This window comes from Psychrobacter sp. 5A.1 (genome assembly GCF_030407455.1).
In the GTDB taxonomy this organism is placed as follows: Bacteria; Pseudomonadota; Gammaproteobacteria; order Pseudomonadales; family Moraxellaceae; genus Psychrobacter.
This window is the reverse complement of record NZ_JASDDJ010000049.1, coordinates 1-26516: the sequence shown is the minus strand read 5'-3', so window position 1 is coordinate 26516 and position 26516 is coordinate 1. Positions and strand designations below refer to the sequence as shown.

Sequence of the window (26516 nt, the reverse complement as noted above, 5' to 3'; positions counted from 1 at the left end):
CCAACTTTATTTTTTAGCATTCTGAATCAGCAAAAATCCACACAAGTTGTTCTTTAGTTATGCTTTTAAATAGTGCTTAATCACTGTCGTCCAGTGTTAGTATTTCTAACTAAAGTGTTAGTATTTCTAACTAAATAGTACCAACCAATGTGGCTTATCCTATTTAGCGAGCTGACTATCATATCATGTTTTAATAGTCTGTCAACTTCTTTTTTTAATTCGTTTCAATGAGTTAACTGGGTTTTAATTAAGTAATTATCTCCTAATTACTGCCAGTTCTCCCTGTTGAGGGGCGTATTATATAGAGTTCTCACACCGTGTCAATGACTTAATTAAAGGTTTTTTAACTAATTTAAGGCTCTTTTGAATAACCGATAATTTTCAATGGGTTAGGAATTAAGATACTTAAACGATATTCTAAAAAAGTCTTTTTACGGCTGTTTTTTGTTGACTAGAAGGCTCATCTCCACTATCTAACCTCTCACTACGGACTCATTAGAGCCATTGATACGGTATTTAACGCTACCTATATTCATCAGTATTGATATTGGTACAAAGTGCACCTATATATAGAAGCAGACCTGACCCCTTACTATCTAGTGTTAATAGGCGGTTTTTGCTATAATAGTTGCTTTTATGACATTGCTTGATAGCCATTCTTCTTTATCTTCTGAGAAGGTAGTTCGTTTTGCCTTATATAGCGTGGATTATAACCTGTTAAATGGCGCTTAATCATCATGCTATATCAAGGTAAAAGACAGTGCTATTAAGTTGTGCTTATCTCTTACAACATATCATAGTAGTTAGATATAATTGACGTGGTCTCACGGTTATATGATTGATGGTTGCAATCATCACTGCCAACGGACTCAAAAAGGTGAATAGATTATGGTAGCGATTACTTTACCCGATGGTAGCGTAAAAAACTTCGAAGGCAATACTACGGTCATGGAAGTGGCGCAAAGTATAGGAACAGGACTGTCGAAAGCAACAGTTGCCGGACGTGTAGATGGGCAACTGGTAGATGCGCATGATCCTATCATTGCTGATGCTAAAGTCGAAATCGTGACGCCAAAAGACGACGACGGTGTCGATATCATTCGTCACTCATGTGCGCATTTGTTAGGTCATGCGGTCAAGCAGCTGTACCCTGATGTGAAGATGGTTATCGGTCCAGTAATCGAAGACGGCTTTTATTATGACATCTATAGTGAGACGCCTTTTACCCCTGAGCATATGGAAGCGATTGAAAAGCGCATGATGCAGCTGATCAAGCAAGATTATGACGTTGTTAAAAAGATGACACCACGTACAGAAGCCATTGAGATATTTGAGTCGCGTAACGAAGATTATAAGTTAAAGCTTATTAATGATATGCCAGGTGAAGAAGCGTTTGGCTTATATCATCATCAAGAATATGTGGACATGTGCCGTGGCCCACACGTGCCGAACACACGATTTCTAAAAGTATTTAAACTGACTAAAATGTCTGGTGCCTATTGGCGCGGTGATGCGAAAAACGAACAGCTACAACGTATTTATGGTACTGCGTGGGCGGATAAGAAACAGCTAAAAGCCTATATTCAACGTATTGAAGAAGCAGAAAAACGTGACCATCGTAAAATTGGTAAAGCGTTAAATCTATTCCATATGCAAGAGCAAGCACCTGGTATGGTTTTCTGGCATGCAAATGGTTGGACAATTTATCAAGTACTTGAGCAATATATGCGTAAAGTGCAACATGATAATGGCTATGAAGAAATCAAAACCCCACAAATCGTGGATCGTAGTTTGTGGGAGCGTTCTGGACATTGGGGCAACTATGCCACCAATATGTTTACGACTGCGAGCGAAAACCGTGATTATGCCGTAAAACCGATGAACTGCCCTTGCCATGTGCAAGTGTTTAACCAAGGCCTAAAGTCTTACCGTGACCTGCCTTTGCGTATGGCAGAATTTGGTTCTTGTCATCGTAACGAGCCATCAGGTTCATTACATGGCTTGATGCGTGTTCGTGGCTTTACTCAAGATGATGCACATATCTTCTGTACTCAAGCGCAAATCCAACAAGAAGTGGCTGACTTTATTAAGCTGACGCTTGCCGTCTATGAAGACTTTGGTTTCGATAGCATCATTATGAAACTCTCAACTCGTCCTGAAAAACGTGTTGGTAGTGATGAGTCATGGGATTTTGCAGAAAAAGCACTGTCAGATGCGCTCGATAGCTCAGGCCTTGACTGGGATTATTTGCCAGGTGAAGGCGCATTCTACGGTCCAAAGATTGAATTCAGTCTAAAAGACTCATTAGGTCGTGTATGGCAGTGCGGTACCATTCAGGTTGATCCAAACATGCCTGAGCGTTTAGATGCTGAATTTGTCAATGAGCAAAATGAGCGCGAAGTACCTGTTATGTTGCACCGTGCTATATTGGGTTCATTCGAGCGTTTTATTGGTATATTGATCGAAAACTATGCCGGTTGGATGCCAGTATGGCTAGCACCACAGCAAGTAGTTGTCATGAATATCACCGATAAACAAGGCGAAGCTTGTGAAAACGTCGTCAGTGAACTAAAAAATGCAGGTTTGCGAGCTATTAGTGACTTGCGTAACGAAAAGATTGGATTTAAGATACGAGAGAAAACATTAGAACGTATTCCCTATATGCTAGTATTAGGGGATAAAGAAGTCGAATCGGGCAGTGTCAACGTCCGAACGCGTGAAGGTGAGAACCTTGGCGTGATGAGTGTTTCTGAATTTATTACATTAGTACAGACCGCTGTCGCTGAGAAAGGCCGACAGACCCCAAAAACAGATGAGGAGTAATACCTATTAAACAGTCGAACCGTTTGAACATCAACGAAGATATCAGTGCCAAAGAAGTCCGTCTGGTCAAAGAAGACGGCGAACAAATGGGCGTGGTCGATATCGACACCGCGATGAAAGCGGCACGTGAAGACAGTCTAGATTTGGTCGAATTAGTTCCTGAAGCTAAACCGCCAGTATGCAAAATCATGGATTATAAGCATTTCCTCTATGATCAAAAGCAGAAGGCAAAAGAAGCTAAGAAAAACCAAAAACAGACTCAGCTCAAAGAGATGAAGCTACGTCCAAGTACCGAAGAAGCCGATTATCAGGTTAAACTGAGAAAAATCGTTAGCTTCTTGGAAGATCAAGACAAAGTTAAAATTAGCATCCGTTTCCGCGGACGTGAAATGGCGCACCAAGATATCGGTCGCAAACAACTTGATCGTATTATTGAAGATACCGCTGATATCTCAAACGTCGAGCAGTACCCTAAGATGGAAGGTCGTCAAATGGGTATGCTGCTTGGACCAACTAAGAAAAAATAATCTGTTTTTCAGATTGTTTTAGTTGTGGCTGTTAGTCGATGTAGATACTTGTAATCTTAACCATCAATATGCTGCGGGATATTGATGGTTTTTTAATATTTAGGCCTATAAATAGGCGCTTTTTAATATACTAAGTCGACGCTACTTTACAAAATCTATCTTCTCAACCTTTTCATTACCAGTTAATCTAAAGGTCTGCTGTACCACATTTATACCATTCGAATAAGTAAAATTGAGTGCATAAAAACATCCATTTACTGTTAACGTGTTTTACGATTATCGTCTTTTGTAGCTATTGACCAAAAATACTGTCCATTTCAGATATTATAGGAAACTTCATGCAAGAATTGACTCCACCAGAAAACGCAACAACTCCAAGTATTTCTTTGACTCCGCCTGAACCTGTGAAGGAAATACAGAAAAGTGAAGCAGATCAGATGGTCAAGTTGGATGAAAACCAGATTCCAGAGCTCGATGCCAAAGTGGATGCTTTTGTAGATCACGTCATCACTAACTCTGTGCATAGCGATGAGTTTAGACAAAACGTGCAGTCTATTCATAACTTGGGTACGAAAGAAATTCGTGAATCGGCACAAGTATCTAACCGTATGTTGGATTTGCCAGCCAAAAGTCTCAATGACAGCTTGTTTGACAACTCCCCTATTGCTAAGTCATTGACTGAATTGCGTGGTATCGTTGAAGATTTAGATCCGAGTAAAAAGGAGCTGACCAGTTCACGCAAACTATTCGGTCTCATTCCATTTGGCAATAAAGTACAAGACTATTTCCGTCAGTACGAGTCGGCACAATCACATATCAATGCCGTGGTGACCAGTCTCTATAATGGTAAAGACGAATTGCTCAAAGACAATGCAATGATTGAGCAAGAAAAAGTCAATATGTGGGAGTTGATGCAGTCTATTCGTCAGTATGTCTATGTCGGCAAAAAGATTGATGAGCAGCTAGAACAAAAAGTCTATGCAATAGAAGCGACAGATCCTGAAAAAGCACGCATTATCAAAGAAGAGATGCTGTTTTATGTGCGTCAAAAAAACACCGATTTTTTAACGCAGCTGGCAGTGAACGTACAAGGTTATTTGGCACTCGATACCATTCGCCGCAACAATTTAGAGCTGATTAAAGGCGTCGATCGTGCAACGACCACAACCGTCTCAGCATTACGTACGGCTGTTGTCGTTGCTCAAGCAATGACCAATCAAAAACTGGTACTTGATCAAATCACTGCGTTGAATAAAACCACCAGTAGCTTGATTGAATCAACCTCAGCGATGCTAAAACGTCAGTCAGGTGAAATCCATGAGCAGGCGACCAGCAGTAGCATTGAACTTGATAAGCTACAAAATGCTTTCAATAATGTCTATGATACGATGGATATGATTAGCAATTATAAGATTGAAGCGCTAGAAAACATGAAGCTAACGGTCAACACCTTGACCACTGAAGTAGATAAAGCACAAAAATACTTGGATAAATCAAACCAAACCACGGTGCTAGAAGTTTCAAAAGAAATTGACAGTAAAAAGATAACCAATAAATCAAGCAATGTTGATATCGATATTTGATTTATCCCACTAGCGGTCATCTGAAAATTGACCGCTTCCTGCTACCGAATACACATAAGACAATTGACGCAAGATATTGCGACGTCGTTCGTGTTAAGATAGTCACTATTAATAATTTTAAAAATAGATACGGTAATTTATGAGTTGGAACGATCCAAACGCCTCAAGTGAGGCAAAAAAATATGACAACCCGATTCCTAGTCGTGAGCTGATACTCAGCACGATTAACGAGCATGGGGAAGTCACGCATCAACAGTTGGCAAAAGCCTTTAACATTGATGATCCTGATCAATTTGACGCTTTGGGCAACCGCCTAAAAGCGATGGTGCGTGATGGACAAGTAAACCGCGAAGGCCGTCCTTATCGCTATCGTACGGTGACCAAGCAAGATATCGTCGAAGGTACAGTCTCTGCCCATCCAAAAGGTTTTGGTTTTGTGGTGCTAAGTGATATGCCAGATTTGTTTTTGCATGAAAAACAAATGCGCTGGGTATTCAATGGCGATACGGTAGCAGCCGTCGGTACTTCGACAGACAATCGTGGACGTACCGAAGGCCGCATCGTTGATGTTGTCGAACGTCGCCAAAATAACTTTATCGGTACACTTGCTCGCGATGAAGACGGCTACTGTGTCGAGCTTGGCAGTCCAAACAACCATCAGCCGATCACCGTCACTGATGACAATGTTCAGGCGCTAAATGCCAAGCAAGGCGCTCCTGTCAAAGTCGATATCATTGATTGGCCAAACCAGCATGAATTTGCCACTGGCAAAATCACTGAAGTCCTGTCTGATGACAACGACCGTGAATTGATTATTGAGACTACCCTTCTCAACTATGACATTCCATCAGATTTCAGTGAAGCCACACTCAAGCAAGCTGATGACTATCAAGAGCCCACTGAAAAAGACATAAAAGGTCGTACAGATTTACGTCATCTTCCCCTTGTCACTATCGATGGCGAAGACGCTCGTGACTTTGATGATGCCGTATTCGCTGAAAAGCGCTCTGGCGGTAACTACCGTGTCGTGGTTGCGATTGCAGATGTCAGCTATTATGTGACGCCAAATTCACCACTTGACCAAGATGCGTATGAACGTGGTACGTCAGTATACTTCCCGCATCGCGTGATTCCAATGCTGCCTGAAGTGCTCTCTAACGGCCTGTGTTCATTAAACCCTAATCTTGATCGCTTATGTATGGTCGCTGATATCAAAATATCACGAGCAGGTAAAGTAACAGGCTATGAGTTCTATCCGTCAGTGATACACTCGCAAGCACGCTTGACCTATAATCAAGTAAACGATTATCTTGTGAACCCGAATGATAAGAGATTGCCAAAATCATTAACGGGCAATAAAGACGTCAAAAAATCTGTTGATACGTTGCATCAACTTTATGAGTTGTTGCTCAAAAAACGTGAAGAACGTCATGCAATGGAATTTGAAACGGTTGAAACGTATATCAAATTCAACGAAAAAGGCGGAATTGAGGCTATTTTACCGCGAACTCGTGGTGATTCTCAGAAGCTGATCGAAGAATGTATGCTACTTGCCAATACATGCGCAGCGAACTTTGCGCTCAAGCATGAGCTACCAGTGTTGTATCGTAACCATGATAAGCCTGATGGTGAAAAGTCGATGCGTGTTCACGAATATGCAAAAAACTTCGGATTAAGCTTCCCAGAAGAAAATCCAACTCAAGCAGATTATCAGCGTATTATTGAAGCGACCAAAGACCGACCAGATGCGATTAGCATCCATAGCATGCTGCTTCGTTCAATGATGCAAGCAAACTATGCACCTGACAATATTGGTCACTTTGGTTTGGCATACGACGAATATAGCCACTTTACCTCGCCTATTCGCCGCTACCCAGACCTGATGCTGCATCGCGCGATTAAAGCGAAAGTGACCAATAGCAAACAGCCTGTCATGGACTTTTCTCTTGAAGGTGCTGGTACGCAAACGTCAGACACAGAGCGTCGCGCAGAAAAAGCGTCACGTTATGTAGAGTCTTGGCTCAAGTGTCACTATATGAAAGATCATGTTGGTGAGGAGTTCGAAGGCGTTGTGACTACCGTTACGAGCTTCGGTTTATTTGTCACATTGACTGATTTATACATCGACGGTTTGGTTCATATCTCGAACGTTGGCGATGATTTCTTTGTCTATGACGAGCAGCAGCAGCAGCTTATCGGTAAAGACAAGGGCACGCTATTCGGGCTTGGCGACTCAGTCAAGGTGAAGGTTGCCGGTGTTAATATGGATCTGCTACAAATTGACTTTGATTTGAAAGCCAAATTACAGTCTAGCGCCATGAACCAAACAAAAAAAGACCAACCAAAGAAAGAGCAGCCTAAGAAAGCCCCTGCGAAAAGAAGTAGCAATCGCAGAAGTACTAGCAAAAAAAGCTAAGCTTAGACTGAAATACTAACGTTGTAATACCATAAAAAAGGCTAACGTCATCGTTAGCCTTTTTTATGCGTTGTATTTTTTAACTGTATGTTAAATAGGCTCTTATTGCGCCGTGCTCACTTGTTCTAGACGGTCTTGCTCAGCTTGTTGTGCTTGATCGATTTTGCTAGTAGCATTATCTACGATAGCTTTGGGCTGCTCACCCAAAGGCTGGCTGGTAACCTCTGTCGAACTGCTTGCTTCATTGTGAGTATCAGGTATGCCTACGCTGACATTGCTCGGCTCAGACGCTGCACTACTGACGAGAGCTGCTCTTTTTTCCTCGCGGTTATTACCATTAATCATGTTAAAACCAAGCAGTGCTACGATACCAATCACTGCGAATATAATCACATGTTTCATTTCCATAAAAAGCCTCGTATTTGAATAACCATCAAATATATATTTCGTTGCACTTTCTATGCCTACATTTGTATTTAGCCTCTAATTTGTGTTAAATATTTATATTTAGTCTCTATGAGTGTCATGGTTGAATGTTTACACGTTTTATTCTTGCGGGCTACTATTGTTCAATAAATCCATTTCATCTGAGCTTTCGGCAATCTCTTGCTCCACTTTTTCCATCAGCTTGTCATCAGGACGAGCGTCGAGGACATCATCAGCACTGCGACCTTGTAAGATAATTTTGGCGCGAGCCTTTGCTTGCTTTTTATCTTTGTCATCAATATGACTCTCATCATGTTGGTTTTTATCAATAGGCTGAGGAATAGTAGGTGTAATCGTCAAATCAGAGTGCACATTACTGGCACTGCTCTGCATGTGCTCAAAGGCTTTTTCTAACTTATTGTTAAAACGCAGACGATAGATAGGCTCAGGTAAGCTGAAGCCTTCATTTTCTAACGCATGCTTGGTCTCACGAATGGCAATACTACGTGCTTTGGCAAAGTCGGTCTCTGATTGATCCACCCAAACCTGAAACTCCAACACGATATTAGAATCACCCACATTGGTAATGACAGCAATCGCTTTGGGCTCATCCAAAACAAACGCCAGCATATGTATCGCATCAAGCCCTACTTTAATCGCCGCTAACGGATCATCATTGGCATCGACGCCCAATTCAAAGGTAAATCGGCGCTCAGGGTTTTTGGTGTAATTTAGAATCGTACCTTTAAAAACTTCAGCATTAGGAATACGCAGCTGATTGCCATCTAAGGTCATCAGTATCGTCGCGCGCGAGGTCAAACGAACCACGATGCCTGCTTGCCCATTAATCACAATGTGGTCACGTGCGCGAAAGGGTTGGCGAATACTTAACATTAAGGATGCGATATAATTTTCAATAGTATCTTTGACTGCAAAACCGACCGCTATACCAATGACACCCGCCCCGCCAAGTAAGGTACCTAAAATTGTCTCTGCCCCTATCAGACTTAGTCCTAGGATAAGACCAAAAATAATAAAAATAACTTTCACGGTTTGCGATAACAGCTCAGCGACAAACGGATTGGGCGTTAGACGTTGCCACATTTTTTTGCGATTGGACAACCAACTACCAAACCATGTCACCAAGGCAAATATAATAATACTGACCAATAATAACGGTAATGCCTTAACTAGATTTGTGACTTGGGCTTTTAGCCCCTGATAAACCGTCGAGACATTCTCTTGAACATCCAGCGTTCGATTAATTCTGTCCTCTACAGTGACCACATCTGTTAGTCGGTTGGTTAAATTAATCGCTTGCTGTGCTTTTTTTTCATTAGCCGTTTCTCCCGTTAAGGTAACCACTCCTTGGGTGACACTAACATTGACGGCTTGTAAGCCTTCGATTTCAGAGAAAATACCGCTGATACGTTGACGAATGTCGTTGTCTTTTTGCGGAGTGGGTGTGGTCTCGATTTGAGCATTATTAGTGCTTTCGCCACTGATTACGGGGGGCAAGGCAGGCGTTGGCAGTGAGCTGGTAGGTTTTGTGACGTCACCTTTTGATGTCTCATTTTCTACTGTAGAAGCGTTATCGTTAGACACGCTTTCCTCTGCCGTCTCCACACCTAACGCCGCTGCAATGCCAGAGAACTCTTCACTGGCAGCATGAGCTGGAAATGCAAAAAAGATGCTCAGTAGCAACACCATTTGACCCCACGCTTTTATAAAACTGCGTACTATCGGACGGTCAAAATAAGTGGCCATAAGCATCCTTTATTTTTTACGGATTTTTCTCGCTTAGCTGGTTGCAGATAACTAGCTATCTGCCTTTAGCTATCTAAATAAAGCTGTGCTTCGCTCAAGTTCAGCGTGCCTTCATAAATAGCACGGCCAGTAATGATGCCCTCGATACAATCGCCATACGGCTTTAACAGCTCAATATCTTTCATATCGGTAACGCCACCTGATGCAATCACTGGTAAGCCACCTTCACGTGCCAAATTAACCGTTTGCTCAACGTTGACGCCTTGCATCATGCCATCACGGGCGATATCGGTGTAAACAATCGATGACACACCGACATCTGCAAAGCGCTTCGCCAGCTCGGTCGCCTTGGTGTCTGTCACATTTGCCCAACCATGAGTGGCTACCATACCGTCTTTGGCATCGATACCAACGATGATATGTCCTGCAAATTCGTGGCAAGCTTCAGCGACAAAATTAGGATCTTCGACCGCTTTTGTACCAATGATGATATAAGTCAAACCTGCAGTAATATACTGCTCAATGGTATTCATATTGCGCACACCGCCACCCAACTGGATAGGTAGGTTTGGATACGCTTTGGTAATGTCATTGACCACTTGTCTATGCACTGGCACCCCATCAAACGCACCATTCAAATCGACCAAATGTAATCGGCGCGCACCTTCTTCTACCCAGCGTGCCGCCATGGCAACCGGATCATCAGAAAACACCGTATCATCTTCCATACGGCCTTGTTTTAAGCGTACACATTTACCATCTTTTAAATCAATCGCTGGGATAATGACAGGCACAGCACACATATAGCATTCCTTATAAAGCACAACAATAAATAAATATATTTAGAAAATTAAAGTTAAAAATAAGGGCGTGTTGAATGTTCAATACACCCCAAACATTTATAAACAAATATCAGTCAATAAGTAGCCTAAAATATAAACGAACCAAAAAGTGTCCATAACAGATTAAAAGCCTGCTTAATTGGCGATGAAAGACAATAGAAACCGTCAATCATAACCATAAGTTTTAGTACGTCGAATCACTACCAACATTAGGTAAATTCAATTACTGACTGGCAATTTTAGGTCAATTTAGCGTATAATCCTAGGTAAATTTTATTTGTTTCTATGTGATAGTAACCACGCGCTACGCTTTTTATTGGGTCAATGATGGCTTAGTATTGCATAGCGGTCAGGATGAGTCGAGCAGCAGCTAAGTACATCTTTACGATGCTAGCTGACATATTGCTAAGAAGGGTTATATTAGAAATCTCAACTGGTAGGCTCTAACTGGCCTACTCTACAGCACTAAACTCTAATTAAATGCCTTTCTTCCTAAAGCCTTAGCGTCTCTTTATCACTAGATAACTCATTAGAACCGTCATTACTGACTGTATAGCAACGTATCATAAGTAAACGTTATTTATGATACGTTGCTGAGTCATTTTGTCTTTTAACCAGTATATCATCTACCTTAATAGATCGTTATTTGGCCATATTCTTACGCTATCCAGTGTCGCTAAGTGACACTGATTAAATAAAGAGGGTCAAGCATACTGGCGTTACAATTTTTAAATTTCAATGAAACGTATGATAGAGCTGTTCATTTTTGACACAATCATTTTAGCTAACGGCTTGGGCGATTGCGGTTGAGGTGATGGTTTTGGCATACACCTTGGTAGCCAGTCGCCACTTTGGTAATTCGAATAAGACATTAACGTGTTGTTAAGGAGTCTAAGGTCAGCGTTAATACTCTTACTAGTAGTTATGATCATGTATTGTCTTTACAGAGCTTTCATCCCTATTTCACCATAGAAATAGATGATTGAAGGCTTTATTGAGTGATACAAATGTTCATGCTACCGATATACCAAACAGGATGTCTGGTATCGTTTTAGACTATGGACTAAGTTTTCGCTTATGATTACCATCAAAAAAGGTTTGGATTTGCCCATCACTGGTGAACCCTCCCGCGAGATATCTGAGCACCAACCGACACATGTAGCACTTGTTGGCTATGACTATGTGGGTATGAAGCCCACGATGAATGTCAAAGAAGGTGACATTGTAGCCAAAGGTCAGCCCGTTTTTGAAGACAAAAAACGTGCTGGCGTGATCTACACTGCCCCTGCTGCTGGTAAGGTCGTCGCTATTAAACGCGGTGAACGTCGAGTGTTTGAAAGTCTTGTGATTGCGGTCGACCCAACAGGTGAAGAAGTAGACTTTGAGCGCTATGACTCACAGCAGCTTGCTGACCTAGACTCTGAAGTCGTTGAAACCCAACTGATTGCCTCTGGTGAATGGACCGCGTTCCGTACGCGTCCTTATAGCCGCGCACCCGAAATCGGCGCTCGTCCACATGCTATCTTTGTCACGGCGATGGATACCAATCCATTAGCCTTTGATCCGATGCTTGTAATCAATGATCAGCTACAAGCGTTCAATGATGGACTTGCTGTACTCTCTACGCTCAGCCCAAAGACCTTTGTCTGCCATCATGGTGATGCCCCGTTGACGCCAGTCGCGAAAACTGCGACTAATAATGTCACTGAGTATCATGGTTTTGCTGGCAAGCATCCCGCCGGTCTTGCTGGTACGCATATTCACTTTTTGCATCCTATCAGCCGCGGTGTGACCGTATGGACGATTGGTTATCAAGATGTGATCGCAATCGGTAAGTTGTTTACGACAGGACATCTATATACACGTCGTATGCTGAGCTTAGCAGGGCCTGCCGTCACTAAGCCGCATTTGGTTATGACTGAACGCGGTGCTGATATTACGGCATTGACCCAAGGTCAACTGGCTGCTGGCGAGAACCGTATTATCTCAGGTTCAGTATTATCTGGGCGCAAAGTGTTCAGTAATATTGCGTATCTCGGTCGCTTCCACAATCAAATCAGCGTACTGGCTGAAGGCCGTGAGCGTCCTGCGTTCCACTTCTTTACTCCAGGTAAAAACCGCTTCTCAAAGCTGCCTATCTATATTTCGCAGTTCTTTGGTGGCAAAAAATACAATTTTACTACGACAAGTAACGGCTCACCGCGAGCGATGGTGCCAATTGGTGTCTATGAAGAGGTCATGCCTCAAGACTATCTACCAACCCAACTACTACGCGCATTGATTGTCGAAGACATGTTGGTCGCCGTTGATTTAGGCGTACTTGAGTTGGATGAAGAAGATTTGGCACTATGCACCTTTGTATCTCCTGGCAAATATGAATTCGGTGATATTTTGCGTGATAACTTAACGCGCATTGAGCTGGAGGGCTAACCACGATGAAATTTTTACACAATATGTTCGATCGTATGGAGCCATCTTTCACCAAAGGCGGCAAACACGAAAAGTACTACGCCATTTTTGAGATGTTTGATACGTTCTTACGTCAACCAAGCTCAACGACATACGCGTCATCACATGTACGCGATGGTATTGATCTAAAACGTATTATGATTACCGTATGGCTATGTACTTTCCCAGCGATGTTTTGGGGTATGTACAACATCGGTCATCAAGCACTAACCGCTATCGCTCAGCTCGGCTTGCAGCCTGAAGGCTGGCGGACTGTGATCACTAGCATGGCAGGCTATAACCCAGAAAGCATCTGGGCAAGCTTTGTCTATGGTGCTATGCAATTTTTGCCAATTTATCTGGTGACCTTCGGGGTTGGTATTCTCTGTGAGATTATCTTTGCTGTCGTGCGCGGGCATGAAGTCAACGAAGGCTTCTTTGTCACCTCGGTACTATTTGCTTTATGTCTACCACCAGATATCCCATTATGGCAAGTGGCCTTGGGTATCACCTTTGGTGTGGTCGTGGCAAAAGAAGTATTCGGCGGTACAGGTAAAAACTTCCTTAACCCTGCCCTTTCGGGTCGTGCATTCTTATATTTTGCTTATCCAGCTTATATGTCTGGCGATTCCATTTGGACAGCAGTAGACGGTTTCTCTGGTGCGACGCCTCTTGGCCTTGCGGCACTTGGTGTGGTTCCTCAAGATTTCGTTGACGTCTATGGTAATGCCATCACGTGGAGTGATGCATTCTTGGGTAACATGCAAGGCAGTATCGGTGAAGTATCAACGCTAGCCATCTTAATGGGTGCCGCGGTCCTATTATGGACGCGTATTGCCTCATGGCGCATTATGGCAGGTTGTGTGGTCGGTCTGATTGCTACCTCTCTTGTGTTCAATATGATTGGTTCTGAAGACAACATGATGATGAACTTGCCGTTCTACTGGCACTTAGTCATCGGTGGTTTTGCCTTTGGTGCTGTGTTTATGGCAACCGATCCAGTATCAGCTGCCCATACAAACAAAGGCCGCTGGGCTTACGGTATCTTGATTGGTTTTATGACCGTATTGATTCGCGTCATCAACCCTGCTTTCCCAGAAGGCATCATGCTGGCCATTCTATTCGCCAACTTATTTGCTCCATTGTTTGATTATTTTGTGACACAAGCAAACATCAAACGCCAAACCGCTCGGAGGGTTCGCTATGTCCAAGCCCAAAAGTAATAACGCGAAAACCATCAGTGTGGCATTGACGCTATGCTTGGTGTGTTCCGTATTAGTCTCAGCAGTGGCTGTTGGTCTAAAGCCAGCACAAATCGAAAACGCACGCTTAGACCGCAATAAAAACATCTTAGTCGCTGCTGGCATGTATGATGCTGAATCTGATACAGCAGACGATGTTGCCGAACGATTCAAAGACTTTGATGTCGAAATTATTGACTTAAGCAAAGGCAACTATGTTGATGATGCAACACTAGCAGACGCTGGTATTCCTGATCGTAATGCTTATGATGCTAGCCAAGCCACTAAGAATAAAGCACTGAGTGAAGACTTGGGCAGCAATGATCCCGCTGGTATTGGCCGTAAGCCAAAATATGCCAAAGTCTATGTCAAAAATGATGACGCTGGTCAGCCAGAAACGGTTGTACTACCGATTCAAGGCTACGGACTATGGGGTACTATCTATGGTTTCTTAACACTTGAAAGTGATATGAATACCATCAAAGGTATCAGTTTCTATGAGCATAAAGAAACCCCAGGTCTTGGCGCTCGTATCGAAGAGCCAGAGTGGCGCGCAAAGTGGAGCGGTATCCAGTCTTATGACGAAAATGGTAACGTCGCCACTGGTGTGACCAAAGCGGGTACACCAAAAGACAACTGGGTCGACGGCATCAGCGGTGCGACCTTGACCAGTCGCGGTGTCAGCAACATGATTCAGTTTTGGTTAGGCGAGCAAGGCTACAAGCCTTATCTAGATACGCTACGTGAAAAGAGCGGTCAAACGGTTGAAAGTGCAGGTGCAGACACACAAGCAAAACAATCAAAGCTGGTGGCTCAACCTAAAACCGAATTGGCAGCATTGCCGCCAGTAACAAACGGCAAGGAGGCATAACATGGCTGACACTAAAAGTATTTTAACCACGCCTATCTTTGATAATAACCCTATTGCTCTACAGATCCTTGGTATCTGTTCGGCATTGGCTGTCACCACCAGCATGGCTAATGCTATGGTCATGTGTGTGGCACTGACCTTGGTCACGGCATTTTCGAGCTTCTTTATCTCGATTATCCGTAAGCAGATTCCATCCAGTATTCGTATCATCGTACAGATGACCATCATTGCTTCGTTGGTTATCTTGGTTGATCAGGTACTAAAAGCCGTTGCTTATGACGTCAGTAAAGGTTTATCTGTCTTTGTTGGTCTAATTATCACCAACTGTATCGTGATGGGCCGTGCTGAAGCATTTGCGATGAGCAACCCACCAGTGCCAAGCTTTTTAGATGGTATTGGTAACGGTCTTGGTTACTCAGCAGTATTGTTATTCGTCGCGACTATCCGTGAGCTATTGGGTGCTGGTACTTGGTTTGGTATTACGATTCTACAGCCAGTCACTGATGGCGGTTGGTACATACCAAACGGTCTATTACTATTACCACCGTCAGCGTTCTTTATCATTGGTTTGTTCATCGCTATTGTCCGTATCTGGAAACCAGAACAAGTTGAAGAAGCTGAGTTTGTAATGAAGCCGCAGTCTAAAGGCATGGCACATGGAGGCGGTCACTAATGGGACATTATGTTAGTTTATTTATAACCTCAGTCTTTATTGAGAACATGGCACTTGCCTACTTCTTAGGCATGTGTACTTTCTTGGCCGTGTCCAAAAAAGTCTCAACCGCTATTGGTCTTGGTGTTGCTGTTGTCGTCGTCATGGCGATTACGGTTCCGCTAAACAACTTACTATTCCAGTTCATCCTAAAAGATGGTGCGCTGGCATGGGCAGGCTTCCCTGATATCGATTTGAGCTTCTTAGGGTTGCTAAGTTATATCGGTCTGATTGCAGCCACCGTACAGATTCTAGAGATGTTCTTGGACAAATTTGTGCCAAGTCTATATAACGCGCTTGGTGTGTTTTTACCACTAATCACCGTAAACTGTGCCATCTTAGGTGGTGTACTATTTATGGTTGAGCGTGACTATAACTTTGGTGAGTCTGTGGTCTATGGTGTGGGTGCAGGCTTTGGTTGGGCACTTGCGATTACCGCATTGGCAGGTATCCGTGAAAAGCTAAAATACTCAGACATTCCAGCACCGCTACGTGGTCTTGGTATCACGTTTATCACGGTTGGTCTGATGTCACTTGGCTTTATGTCGTTCGGCGGTATGTCAATTTAGACCGCTAAGTTTAAAAACTTATTTAGCGATTTGACCTATTTAATTCATTTATTCGGTAGGGGTTCAGAAAAACGCAATGACGTCTTTTCGCTCCCCTACTCCATAGATTAAGGATACCTACCATGGATTACGCTACGGCGATTGGTGGCGTTGCTATGTTTACCTTGATCATCATGGGCCTCGTTGCCATTATTTTGGCAGCACGCTCAAGACTGGTCAGTTCAGGCGATGTTACTATCCATATTAATGATAATCCCGATAATGATGTGGTGACACCAGCTGGCGGAAAACTACTACAAACGCTAGCGGGCGAAGGTATATTTTTATCTTCAGCTTGTGGTGGTGGTGGTACTTGTGCGCAGTGTCGTTGCCGCGTTATTGAAGGTGGTGGTTCTATTTTGCCCACCGAAGAAGGCTATTTTACTCAAGGTGAAATCCGCAATCACATGCGCTTAGCTTGTCAGGTAGCTGTTAAGCAAGACATGAAAATTGAGATTGACCCTGAGTTCTTTGATGTACAGAAATGGGAATGTGAAGTTATCTCTAACGATAACGTTGCCACTTTCATTAAAGAGCTGGTACTAAAAATTCCTGAAGGCGAAGAAGTAAACTTCCGCGCTGGTGGTTATGTACAGCTAGAAGCGCCACCGCATGAAGTGCACTACAAAGACTTCGTGGTTGATGAAGAGTATAGAGAAGACTGGGAAAAATTCGGTATCTTCAACTATGTCTCAAAAGTTGATGAGCCAGTTATCCGTGCTTACTCAATGGCCAACTATCCTGAAGAAAGAGGCCTCATCAAGTTTAATATTCGTATCGCCAGTCCACCGCCACGTGGCCCTGACGGTATCCCACCAGGTAAAATGTCTTCATGGGTATTTAGCTTAGTACCTGGTGACAAAGTGACGGTTTCAGGTCCTTACGGTGAATTCTTTGCCAAGAAGACCGAAGCTGAAATGATCTTTGTCGGCGGTGGTGCTGGTATGGCCCCCATGCGCTCACATATCTTTGATCAGCTCAAACGCTTGAACACTGATCGTAAGATTAGCTTCTGGTATGGTGCTCGTTCTATTCGTGAGATGTTCTACGTTGAAGACTATGATCAGCTACAAGAAGAGTTCGATAACTTTGAGTGGCATGTCGCACTGTCTGACCCATTACCAGAAGATAACTGGGAAGGTCCAACAGGCTTTATCCATAATGTACTACTCGAAAACTATCTGAAAAATCATCCAAACCCAGAAGACTGTGAATACTACATGTGTGGGCCACCGATGATGAACGCTGCCGTAATCGACATGCTACACAGTATGGGCGTGGAAGACGAAAACATCATGCTTGATGACTTCGGTGGTTAAGTTAGATGATTAATCTGACAGAACAAATCTAAGAATATAAAAAAGAGTCTCAATTGAGGCTCTTTTTTTGTGTCACTTTCGGCATAGTTGTCGTGGTAAGGGCTACAAATATAACCCATCAGATTGTCACTGAACGTTGCCATCATTGGTATTTTTGAGCTCAAGGGGTGTAAAATAAGCGAGGCTTGTTTTATACCCCACTCATTTCTACGTCATACCGAAAATATTATGAAAAATACCCTATACCACTCAGCTCCCAAACAAACGATGCACCTTACCTTAGTTGGCATTATTGGTCTTGCCAGCACTGTAGGTCTCAGCGCTTGCCAGCAAACACCAGACTATAATTATCTGATTGGTGAGACAATGGGGACGAGCTATCATATCAGCTACCAGTTGCCTGATGATGCAGACGAAGCTGCCATACAAGCCGCGATAGATGAACGCTTAAAACAGATCAATGACAGCATGTCGACTTATCAAAGCGACTCGACGATATCTACATTTAATCGTTTGGGTACAGACACGCCTATCGCTATTGATGCTGACTTTAGTCGCGTGCTTGATGTCTCACAAACTGTCTATCAACAATCTGGTGGCGCTTTTGATCCGACCGTCATGCCGTTGGTAGATACGTGGGGATTCGGGAGCACCATGACCGTCGAGCGTCTACAAAGTCCGCCAACCGCTCTTGAGATTGCTCAAGCAAAAGCATTGGTAGACTTTGAAAGCATCATAAAGAAAGACGATACCATCTATAAGACCAAAGAGGGTGTGGGTCTTGATTTCTCTGCTGTTGCCAAAGGTTATGGTGTCGATGTCATCGCTGACGTGCTGAGAGATGATTATCAGATTCGTAATTATATGGTTGAGATTGGCGGTGAAATTGCCACTTCTGGGGTTAATAACCAACAGCAGCCATGGCAAATTGCGATTGATGCTCCTATCGAAGGTAGCACCGTCAGCGAACGCCAGACAATATCTGCTATTCGCCAACCCAAAAACACGGCTAGCCAAATGCATCTGGCAACCTCTGGCAACTATCGCAACTCCGTCATATTCGATGGCAAACGCTATAGCCATACTATCGATCCGACAACTGGAGAGCCTATTGCAGGCGGCGCACCTTCAGTCACTGTGGCAGCTGATTCTGTCGCGCTGGCGGATGCATGGGCCACAGCCCTTACAGCGATGCCTTATCACAAAGCACTAGACATCGCTAAAACACAAAATTTAGCGGCTATGTTTGTTGTGCTGGCTGACGATGTAAAAGTAAACGGCTCTGATGACGACATCGATGGCTGGCAAGTGGTACAAACCCCTGCCATGAAAGCATTACGCGCTGACAAAAAGCTCTAAACATACTCCAAGCTCTAGGGCGTGTCATCCATTAGCACATTTATACATTTAGATGGCACACCCTAAAAACCACTGGTAAGTGATAGATGCGAAACAAGAGAATACGTTAACACACAACGAGCCGCACTGAAATTTGCTATACTATTATACAGTTGTTGTTAACGGTGCTTATGTGATGAAAAGTGCTTAACTATAATCATCAACTTAGATAGCCCTACTAATAACTGCCCTATTTTTTGAAATGAGGTTTCCTCTATGCTTAGCCAATTGCTTCCTATGCTTGCCATTACTTTCACCGTCTTTGTCCTATTTTTCATCTTTATGGGCATCGGTTATATGGTCAAAAAAAAGCCGCTTAGAGGATCTTGTGGCGGTGTTGCCAAATTGATGGGCGACGAAAATTGCTCGTTTTGTGGCAATGATCCCAATAAGTGCGACTCAATCATTTCTGAACAACAAGAAAATGCGCTAAGAGCAGCTCAACTGGGTAAATCAGTCTAAATAACCCCTCTGTTACCATACGCTGATAGTATTAGCGTCGCCTCTATTCTTATAATAGCGTCAAGTCCTTTAAAGGTAACTTGGCGCTATTTTTATTGTGCGATAAGACTGCTTATTTAAGATTCTTTATTATCGCCATCTCTTATTATCACTGTTCCAAAGCCGTAACTCGAAGTAACTACACATACATTTTGACTCACCTGCCTGCCAATTTAGCGAAGTCAGTTCAGCGAATGTATGTCTTACGCGCTACCAATATTTCTCAGTCTGATTGACGATATCGATTACCGTCTAGGTATGTGTCTGGGTAAATGCTCTCTGGTGTTGTTTTATAAGTGGCGATCTTTCGACGCTGTTTAATAACGTGTTCTTTTCCGCTGTCATCGTTGTGCTGCTATGTCTACCTCATCCAAACTACCCTCTTCATCCAATCGACCTTCCTCGCGCTTCACCTTTTGGTTGGTACTGTGTGCCATGGTCTTGCTGGCGACCAATATGCGGGCGCCTATTGTGGCGCTTGGCTCTATCGCCCCAGTGGTACAAGACGCGCTCAAGATTTCTGAATTTCAGATAGGTTGGCTAGGGGCGGTTCCTATGCTGAGCTTTGCTGTTGGGGCTCTGATCTCCCCAACGATTGGCAAACGATTTGGGCTTGAGAACACGCTGATTGCCATGATTGGGCTATTAACGGTAGGGATGATTATCCGTACCGTTATTCCGACATGGAGTGGGTTTTTAATTGGTACTTTACTGCTTACCCTCGCCATCGGCTTTGCTAATACGTTAGCAGCCCCTGTGATTAAACAACGTACACCCAAACATATCCCGCTGATCACGGGTCTATTCAGTTTAACGATGACGGTGACAGCAGGCATAGTCGCAGGAGTGATATTGCCACTATCTGAGCGAGTAGGTTGGCAATGGGCGCTAGGTGGTTGGACGATTTTAGGCGTTTTTGCGTTGTTTATTTGGCTATTTTTGCGTGTGCGTTTGGGCTCATCAAACCATCAAACAGTTATCCCTACAGCTTTGGGAACCTCTGACATTTCGATGTGGCGCACGACCTTTGCGTGGCAGATTGCTATTTTTATGGGATTGCAGTCGCTATTGTTCTATACGGCCGCCAGTTTTTTGCCCTCTATTTGGGTCAGTAAAGGACTGTCGACGGTGAGCGCGGGGCAAATGAATTCCGTGTTTCAATTTATGGCACCCGTCTCTATCTTAAGCCTAACGTGGCTAATCAATCGTGGTCGCCCGATCCAAGCGCTAGCCGTGTTTGCCGCTGTGCTAAACGTCATTGGTATATTAGGCGTCAGCTATCTCTCAACTGATTTGGCATGGCTATGGTCAGGCATGATGGGCATGGGCTGCTCTGCTATTTTTACCTTGAGCATGATCCTATTCTCTATGCGCACGTATACGACCAATCAAGCCAGTGAGCTGTCTGGCATGGCTCAAGCAGTCGGTTATGTCATTGCGTTTTTTGGCCCATTGGGCACAGGCTGGCTCCATGAAACAACGGGTAGTTGGAGTGTGCCGCTTTTTATTATGCTGATACTGATGAGTGCCAACGTCGTGATTGCTTGGCTTGTTAGTCGTCCAGTAATGGTCGATGGCAAATATATTTGATTACTATCAGCTTTCATTTCTATCAGTTTTTGCGGTCTACAAGGCTATGATTGCTAACGCGCAATAATGCGGCCTTAAATTAACCTTAGGGCAATATAGGTCACTGTCTTATTTTGCTATAGTCAGTTCAATATAACTTAGATACTTAATATAATTTAGATACTCAATATAATCTGGATAAAAGGAAGGTAAGTAAAAGTACTACCAATAGTAGACTAAGCAATCCTGACGATTCATCCGACTGATACCGTATCTGATTTAGATAGGATTTGACTATACCCTGGTTTGATTGCATATAGGACATAACACCCATGATGAATTTCCCTTCTCATTTTGCTCAGCGCTTGCCTGCTATCGCCATGCTCGCAGCTGTAATGGCTATCAGTGGCTGTCAGAAAGATGCTGAAACCACATCTGCTACTGATACGCAGAGTACCAATACTGAAGTGACCAACAGTCAAGCCAGCACTGCTCCAGTAGCCACTGGAACCGCAGCCTCAACTGATCAACAGGTCAAATCCTCATCACTTACTATTTTAGCGCTTGGTGACTCACTGACAGAAGGTCTGGGGGTGGATAAAGATGACAACTATCCTGCTCAGTTAGAAGATCGTCTGCAAGAAATGGGCTACGCTAACGCCAAAGTTATCAACTCAGGTCTAAGCGGTGAAACCAGTACGGGATTGGTCAATCGATTGGACTGGGTATCGCAAACCAAACCCGACATCACCATATTGACCATCGGTGCTAACGATGCGATACGTGGTATCGATGTGGCCACAATTGAAGCCAATATTCGTACTGCGGTTAAGCACCTGCAAGACAATGGCAGTGTCGTCATCTTAGGCGGCATGTCGATCTATGACAATCTAGGCAGTGAATACGTTGCGGCATTCTCAGACATTTATCCTCGTATTGCCAAAGACATGAATCTAACGCTTATCCCTTTCTTCTTAGATGGTGTCGGCGGTGACCGAGAGCTTAACCAAGCAGATGCGATTCATCCGACTAAAGAAGGCTACGAGATTATCGTTAACAACAACATTTTGCCTATTCTAGAGCCGAAATTAAATGAACTAGAAGAGCTAAAAACAGCTGATACCGATAACACAGCTGCAACGGCTCAAGACAATACAACAAAAAATAAGACAAACGAGACTCTTTAACGAGACACTGTAATGACATCATCATTTTCGACTGCCACAGCAACGCCACAAGCAGACGCTAAGACACAAGCACTACTGACCGCCTCACAATTAAATAAAACCGTACAAGTTGGTGAGCAAAAGCTGTCCATCATTAAAGACGTAGATATCTACGTTAATGCTGGCGAGTTTGTGGTCATCATGGGTAAATCAGGCTCGGGTAAATCTACTTTGTTAGGTTTACTCGCAGCATTAGACTATCCCGATAGTGGTACGGTGTCGCTGGCAGGTCAAATGCTTAGCAGTCTTGACGAGGATGCGCTTGCCGTTATTCGACAGCAGGATATGGGCTTTGTCTTTCAGTCGTTTCATCTACTGCCCACACTAACCGTCGCTGAAAATATCGCCTTTCCACTTGATATTGCCAGACGTCCAAACCCATCACGCGTAGACGAGCTGATAGATGCGGTCGACTTAGGTCATAGACGTAACAGCTTACCCAATCAGTTGTCAGGTGGTGAGCAGCAGCGTACAGCAGTAGCACGAGCACTGGTATCGCACCCAAAGATTGTGTTTGCTGATGAGCCAACGGGCAACTTAGATGAGCAAAATGCCGATCAAGTCATGCAGCTGTTATTGGATTTACGTCAACAGGTTGGCTCGGCTCTGGTGGTCGTGACTCATGACCCTGCACTTGCCGAGATGGCAGATCGCGTCATCACCATGCATGACGGCCGCATTGTACCTACATGAATAACTGGATTGTATCTTAATGAATAGTAAGCCCACAGACAACAAATCGACTGATACAAAAAAGACTGTTACCAGTATGCATCAAGAGTCCAGTTATCCTAGCAGCATCCTTAGTCAACTATTTACCCGTACCCTAGGTTTTCAAACTCTAGGCTCGCAAGCACTCAGCCGTAGCTGGTGGCAGCGTTGGGTGTATCCCGTGTTGTTTCTACTGACCTTGACCTTATCACTTGCAACCTACCTGACCCTCGACTCTGTGCAGCAGTCTGTCGATAGCTACATCAATGACAATCAGCGCGCGCTCGTTGGTGGGGATCTAATCCTAAACAGTAAGCAAGACTGGCCAAGCGAAGTACTAACGCAAGTAGAAACTGTCGCTGATACCCAGACGGTATATGACTATCAGTTTAGCGCCATGCTGGTCAATGATGAGCAAACTTTGCTTGCCAGCGTCAAAGCCGTCTCGCCGTCTTATCCCTTATACGGTACAGCAGAGCTTGCCTCAGGACAGCCGCTGTGGGATCAGCTAACATCTGACAGTGTGATCGTCGCGCCAGAAGTGCTCAGTAGTCTACAGGCCGATGTCGGCGACCGTATTACTATTGGCGATGCGCAGTTTACGATCAGTGATGTACTGACCAAAGAGCCTGACCGTCCGCTGACCACTTTTGGTTTTGGTGGGCGTGTGTTGATGAAACAAGATGCACTTGCGGCGACCAATCTATTGGGACAGCGCAGCCGAATAAACTATCGTATTGAGATGGCAGGCGACCCAGAGCTGATAACCACGCAGCGTGACAAGCTCACAGATATCCTGACCAATTATCCTGATATTGAGCTATCTGATGCAGAGTCCGCAGACACTTCGGTCTCGCGTATCTCTGACAATGTGCTGATGTTTTTAAAATTATTGGTCATCGCGGTGTTGCTACTATCTGCTGTCGCCATGTACGGCGTCATTAGCGCCTTTGTCAGTAAGCAGCAGTCTAATAATGCCATTCGATTGGCGCTCGGCGAGCCACTTGGCTCACTCAAACGCAGCTACTATCAGCTGCTTATCATCACGACCGTCATTGCTTGTGTCGCAGCGGTTGCCCTTAGTCTGGGCTTACTTAAAATCGGTCAGCCGTATCTGGTGGCTATCTTGCCTGCCGATGTCGGTCTAGCCATCAATCCAATCAGTGCCATCAAAACCATTGTGATTGCCTTAGCCCTGACGTTGCTGATTGCGCAGCGTGGTTTGAGCGCGCTTAGCACGACCAAACCCGCTACCCTACTCAATCAAGGAGCGAATACGCAAACACAAAATTTGCCTTGGTATCGACGTGTGCCGCTACTGTGGTATGGCGTGGTGCTGGCAGGACTGTATGCTTTCTTTGCATATGAAGTAGGTTCGCTGTCATTAGGGGCGCAGCTATTGGGCGGCTTGATCGGCTTTGTGGCGATATTTTGGCTATTGGCGCGTGGGTGGCTCTGGCTGCTTAACAAGTTGGCAAGCAATACTAAGGTCAGTTGGATGCAGCGTATTGCCATCCATAACCTTGCGCGTAAAGGCAATCAATCAGCGTTGTTCTTTGTCACCTTATCACTATCGGTAGCGGTATTGACGCTTATCACCACACTCAATCACAGTATCAATGCGCAGTTTATCAATGCCTATCCTGAAGACGCGCCCAATTTGTTTTTGCTCGATGTGCAGAGCGATCAGCATGATGATATTGATGCAATCATTGAGGCGCCTGTCACTTATTATCCCGTCATTCGTGCGCGTGTAGAGACGGCCAATGATGTGGCAGCAAAAGATATCGAGCCTGCTGATGGGTTTGATGACCCCACGCGTGTCTTTAACTTGAGCTATACAGATACGGTCATGGAGACCGAATACATCACTGAATCGCTCACAGACGATGCGCTATACACCCCTATCGATGCGACAAATGAGCAAATCAAACCCTTGTCTATCTTGGACACTGCCGCAGGTATGCTCAATGTCGGTATGGGTGATCAAGTGCGTTTTAACATTCAAGGTATCGAAATCATCGGGCAAATTACCAGTATTCGCACACGCTATGAGCGTGGCCCAAGTCCGTATTTCTATTTCTTGTTTGAACCGTCGGTGCTATCCGCTGCCCCGCAGATTCAGTTTGCTACTGCCCACGTGTCAGAGAGTGCCATCCCAGAACTACAAGGCAAACTGGTACGACAGTTCCCTGCTGTCACTACGATCGATGGCACTGCTATTGCGAAACAAATTCAAGAGCTGGTGGTACAAATGAGCCGCTTGGTCTATGTGTTCACCTTGCTTGCCCTGCTCACTGGGGTCATGGTGCTGATTAGCTCGCTACTGTCTACCTCACAAGACCGTATGAAAGACAGCGCATCATTTAGACTATTGGGTATGCAAAAGCGTGACTTGTATATGCTCAATATCCTAGAGCTGGGTGTGCTTGGTATTAGCGCGGCGACCTTTGCCGTCGTCATCGCTAGCGTTGGCGCGTGGGCTGCTATCACGCAGTGGTTTAATCTACAATTTAGTGTGCCGTGGACCAGTTTGGCTATTGGCGGTGCAGCATTAATCGTATTGCTGTTTGCTATTGCTATTATTTATGTGAGACTGGTGATTGGACGCGGGATTATGGCTAGGGTACGGGCGATGGTTTAAATGTATTCAATTTTAGCCTTACAAAGAAAAACCCCTTAATAGGGGTTTTTTCGTTTCTTAATATTTGCCCGACTCAGTGAGGTGATAGTTTGGTGTGCCTCTTAGTACACGTAACCACTCCAAAACTTAATAGTGTGTGTAACCATGTCTTACCTACTTTGAAAGTCCTCGATAGCTAGCTGAACTCTTTCAAAAATTTGATCGAATTTTGACCAATCGGTTAAAGTGTGATTCTGTGGCACTGTACGTGAAGCGAAGAGAGATTTAGAGTATTTACCTTTATCTGATATTTTCTTTGATTTTTCAAAAAATCTACCGTCAACCTCTACATCAAGAATATCTTCTGAGTAGAAGCTTTCAATATCTGTTTCCCCATTATTTATTTTAGGTAAGTATATGACATACATATTATGATAAATATGGTAGAAATCCTCTTCGCCTATAGCTTTTTGAGGTTTTTTTATATCTTGAATGGTTTGATTTATTTTTTTTGATCCTACATCATTGTCAACCAAAATTATCAAAGGCTTTTGACTAATATCTTTATGAAAATCTTTACACCACCCTCCATAACTTTCTATAAGCTTATTAATATCTCCTGTACCACCACTACCTGAAATCACATTAAATAATTTATTTTCAAAATTACCAAACTGAATACCTTTCCACTCATCAAAAGATGATGGTACTGGTAAATTTTCTTCACTACGAAAATTTAAGTAATGTTGTAAGTGGGATTTATCAGTCTTACCTTCGCCAAAAATCATTACTCTGTCTGTACCGAAAAAATAGCGATACAATAAGTAATCTCTTAAAACTTTTTCATTCTTTGTAAGTTTGTTGGTGTTAGGTAAATTATTTTTAAAACAGATCTCACTAGGTTG

Annotated in this window: 20 protein-coding genes; 16 read left to right on the top strand and 4 right to left on the bottom strand. The window is 43.8% G+C overall.

Features of this window, described 5'->3' with window-relative positions; genetic code table 11:
- Positions 1 to 888: 888 nt before the first annotated feature.
- From thrS to rnr, 4 genes are all read left to right on the top strand, one after another.
- Positions 889 to 2823, top strand: a complete 1935-nt coding sequence (gene thrS / locus QL982_RS10765) for a threonine--tRNA ligase (protein ID WP_290163964.1) — start codon at positions 889 to 891, stop codon at positions 2821 to 2823.
- A gap of 23 nt (positions 2824 to 2846) precedes the next feature.
- On the top strand, positions 2847 to 3350 hold the full coding sequence (gene infC, locus QL982_RS10760) for a translation initiation factor IF-3 (RefSeq protein WP_010197324.1): 504 nt from the start codon (positions 2847 to 2849) through the stop codon (positions 3348 to 3350).
- Positions 3351 to 3688: 338 nt separating this feature from the next.
- On the top strand, positions 3689 to 4933 hold the full coding sequence (locus QL982_RS10755) for a toxic anion resistance protein (protein ID WP_290163961.1): 1245 nt from the start codon (positions 3689 to 3691) through the stop codon (positions 4931 to 4933).
- Between the two features lie 139 nt (positions 4934 to 5072).
- The gene (rnr, locus tag QL982_RS10750) at positions 5073 to 7349 is read left to right on the top strand and encodes a ribonuclease R (protein WP_290190321.1); all 2277 of its coding nucleotides are present in this window, start codon (positions 5073 to 5075) and stop codon (positions 7347 to 7349) included.
- 102 nt (positions 7350 to 7451) lie between these two features.
- Here the strand turns inward: rnr and QL982_RS10745 are convergent, their stop codons facing one another.
- The 3 genes from QL982_RS10745 to hisA form a co-directional block, all read right to left on the bottom strand.
- Positions 7452 to 7757 (bottom strand): hypothetical protein, encoded by a 306-nt coding sequence (locus tag QL982_RS10745; protein WP_290163959.1) that lies wholly within the window; start codon positions 7755 to 7757, stop codon positions 7452 to 7454.
- 138 nt (positions 7758 to 7895) lie between these two features.
- Positions 7896 to 9542: a mechanosensitive ion channel family protein gene (locus QL982_RS10740; RefSeq protein ID WP_290163958.1), complete on the bottom strand. Its 1647-nt coding sequence runs from the start codon at positions 9540 to 9542 to the stop codon at positions 7896 to 7898.
- A gap of 65 nt (positions 9543 to 9607) precedes the next feature.
- Positions 9608 to 10345, bottom strand: a complete 738-nt coding sequence (gene hisA, locus QL982_RS10735) for a 1-(5-phosphoribosyl)-5-[(5-phosphoribosylamino)methylideneamino]imidazole-4-carboxamide isomerase (protein WP_290163956.1) — start codon at positions 10343 to 10345, stop codon at positions 9608 to 9610.
- A gap of 1116 nt (positions 10346 to 11461) precedes the next feature.
- On the opposite strand from hisA, the gene QL982_RS10730 reads away from it, so the two are divergent.
- The 12 genes from QL982_RS10730 (at position 11462) to QL982_RS10675 (ending at position 25632) form a co-directional block, all read left to right on the top strand.
- Positions 11462 to 12814 (top strand): Na(+)-translocating NADH-quinone reductase subunit A, encoded by a 1353-nt coding sequence (locus tag QL982_RS10730; protein ID WP_290163954.1) that lies wholly within the window; start codon positions 11462 to 11464, stop codon positions 12812 to 12814.
- A 5-nt stretch (positions 12815 to 12819) separates the two neighbouring features.
- Positions 12820 to 14055, top strand: a complete 1236-nt coding sequence (locus tag QL982_RS10725) for an NADH:ubiquinone reductase (Na(+)-transporting) subunit B (protein ID WP_290163952.1) — start codon at positions 12820 to 12822, stop codon at positions 14053 to 14055.
- Positions 14036 to 14944, top strand: coding sequence for a Na(+)-translocating NADH-quinone reductase subunit C (locus QL982_RS10720; protein ID WP_290163951.1), 909 nt, complete (start codon positions 14036 to 14038; stop codon positions 14942 to 14944). The genes QL982_RS10725 and QL982_RS10720 overlap by 20 nt, the downstream gene beginning before the upstream one ends.
- Before the next feature lies 1 nt (position 14945).
- Positions 14946 to 15617: an NADH:ubiquinone reductase (Na(+)-transporting) subunit D gene (locus QL982_RS10715; RefSeq protein WP_290163949.1), complete on the top strand. Its 672-nt coding sequence runs from the start codon at positions 14946 to 14948 to the stop codon at positions 15615 to 15617.
- On the top strand, positions 15617 to 16225 hold the full coding sequence (gene nqrE / locus QL982_RS10710) for an NADH:ubiquinone reductase (Na(+)-transporting) subunit E (protein WP_011281361.1): 609 nt from the start codon (positions 15617 to 15619) through the stop codon (positions 16223 to 16225). Before QL982_RS10715 ends, nqrE begins: the two co-directional genes overlap by 1 nt.
- A 122-nt stretch (positions 16226 to 16347) precedes the next feature.
- Positions 16348 to 17583: an NADH:ubiquinone reductase (Na(+)-transporting) subunit F gene (nqrF, locus tag QL982_RS10705; protein ID WP_290163946.1), complete on the top strand. Its 1236-nt coding sequence runs from the start codon at positions 16348 to 16350 to the stop codon at positions 17581 to 17583.
- Positions 17584 to 17811: 228 nt separating this feature from the next.
- On the top strand, positions 17812 to 18942 hold the full coding sequence (locus QL982_RS10700; protein ID WP_290163944.1) for an FAD:protein FMN transferase: 1131 nt from the start codon (positions 17812 to 17814) through the stop codon (positions 18940 to 18942).
- A 255-nt stretch (positions 18943 to 19197) separates the two neighbouring features.
- On the top strand, positions 19198 to 19443 hold the full coding sequence (gene nqrM / locus QL982_RS10695; protein ID WP_290163942.1) for a (Na+)-NQR maturation NqrM: 246 nt from the start codon (positions 19198 to 19200) through the stop codon (positions 19441 to 19443).
- A gap of 396 nt (positions 19444 to 19839) precedes the next feature.
- Entirely contained in the window at positions 19840 to 21072 is a 1233-nt protein-coding gene (locus QL982_RS10690; RefSeq protein WP_290163940.1) for an MFS transporter, read from the top strand.
- Positions 21073 to 21383: 311 nt separating this feature from the next.
- Positions 21384 to 22238 carry an arylesterase gene (locus tag QL982_RS10685; protein ID WP_290163938.1) on the top strand — a complete coding sequence of 285 codons (855 nt, stop codon included), beginning with the start codon at positions 21384 to 21386 and terminating at the stop codon, positions 22236 to 22238.
- A 12-nt stretch (positions 22239 to 22250) separates the two neighbouring features.
- Positions 22251 to 22970: an ABC transporter ATP-binding protein gene (locus QL982_RS10680; RefSeq protein WP_290163936.1), complete on the top strand. Its 720-nt coding sequence runs from the start codon at positions 22251 to 22253 to the stop codon at positions 22968 to 22970.
- 19 nt (positions 22971 to 22989) lie between these two features.
- The gene (locus QL982_RS10675; RefSeq protein ID WP_290163934.1) at positions 22990 to 25632 is read left to right on the top strand and encodes an FtsX-like permease family protein; all 2643 of its coding nucleotides are present in this window, start codon (positions 22990 to 22992) and stop codon (positions 25630 to 25632) included.
- 149 nt (positions 25633 to 25781) lie between these two features.
- On the opposite strand, the gene QL982_RS10670 is transcribed toward QL982_RS10675, so the two are convergent.
- The coding region (locus QL982_RS10670) for a hypothetical protein (RefSeq protein ID WP_290190320.1) at positions 25782 to 26516 on the bottom strand (735 nt) is incomplete at its 5' end.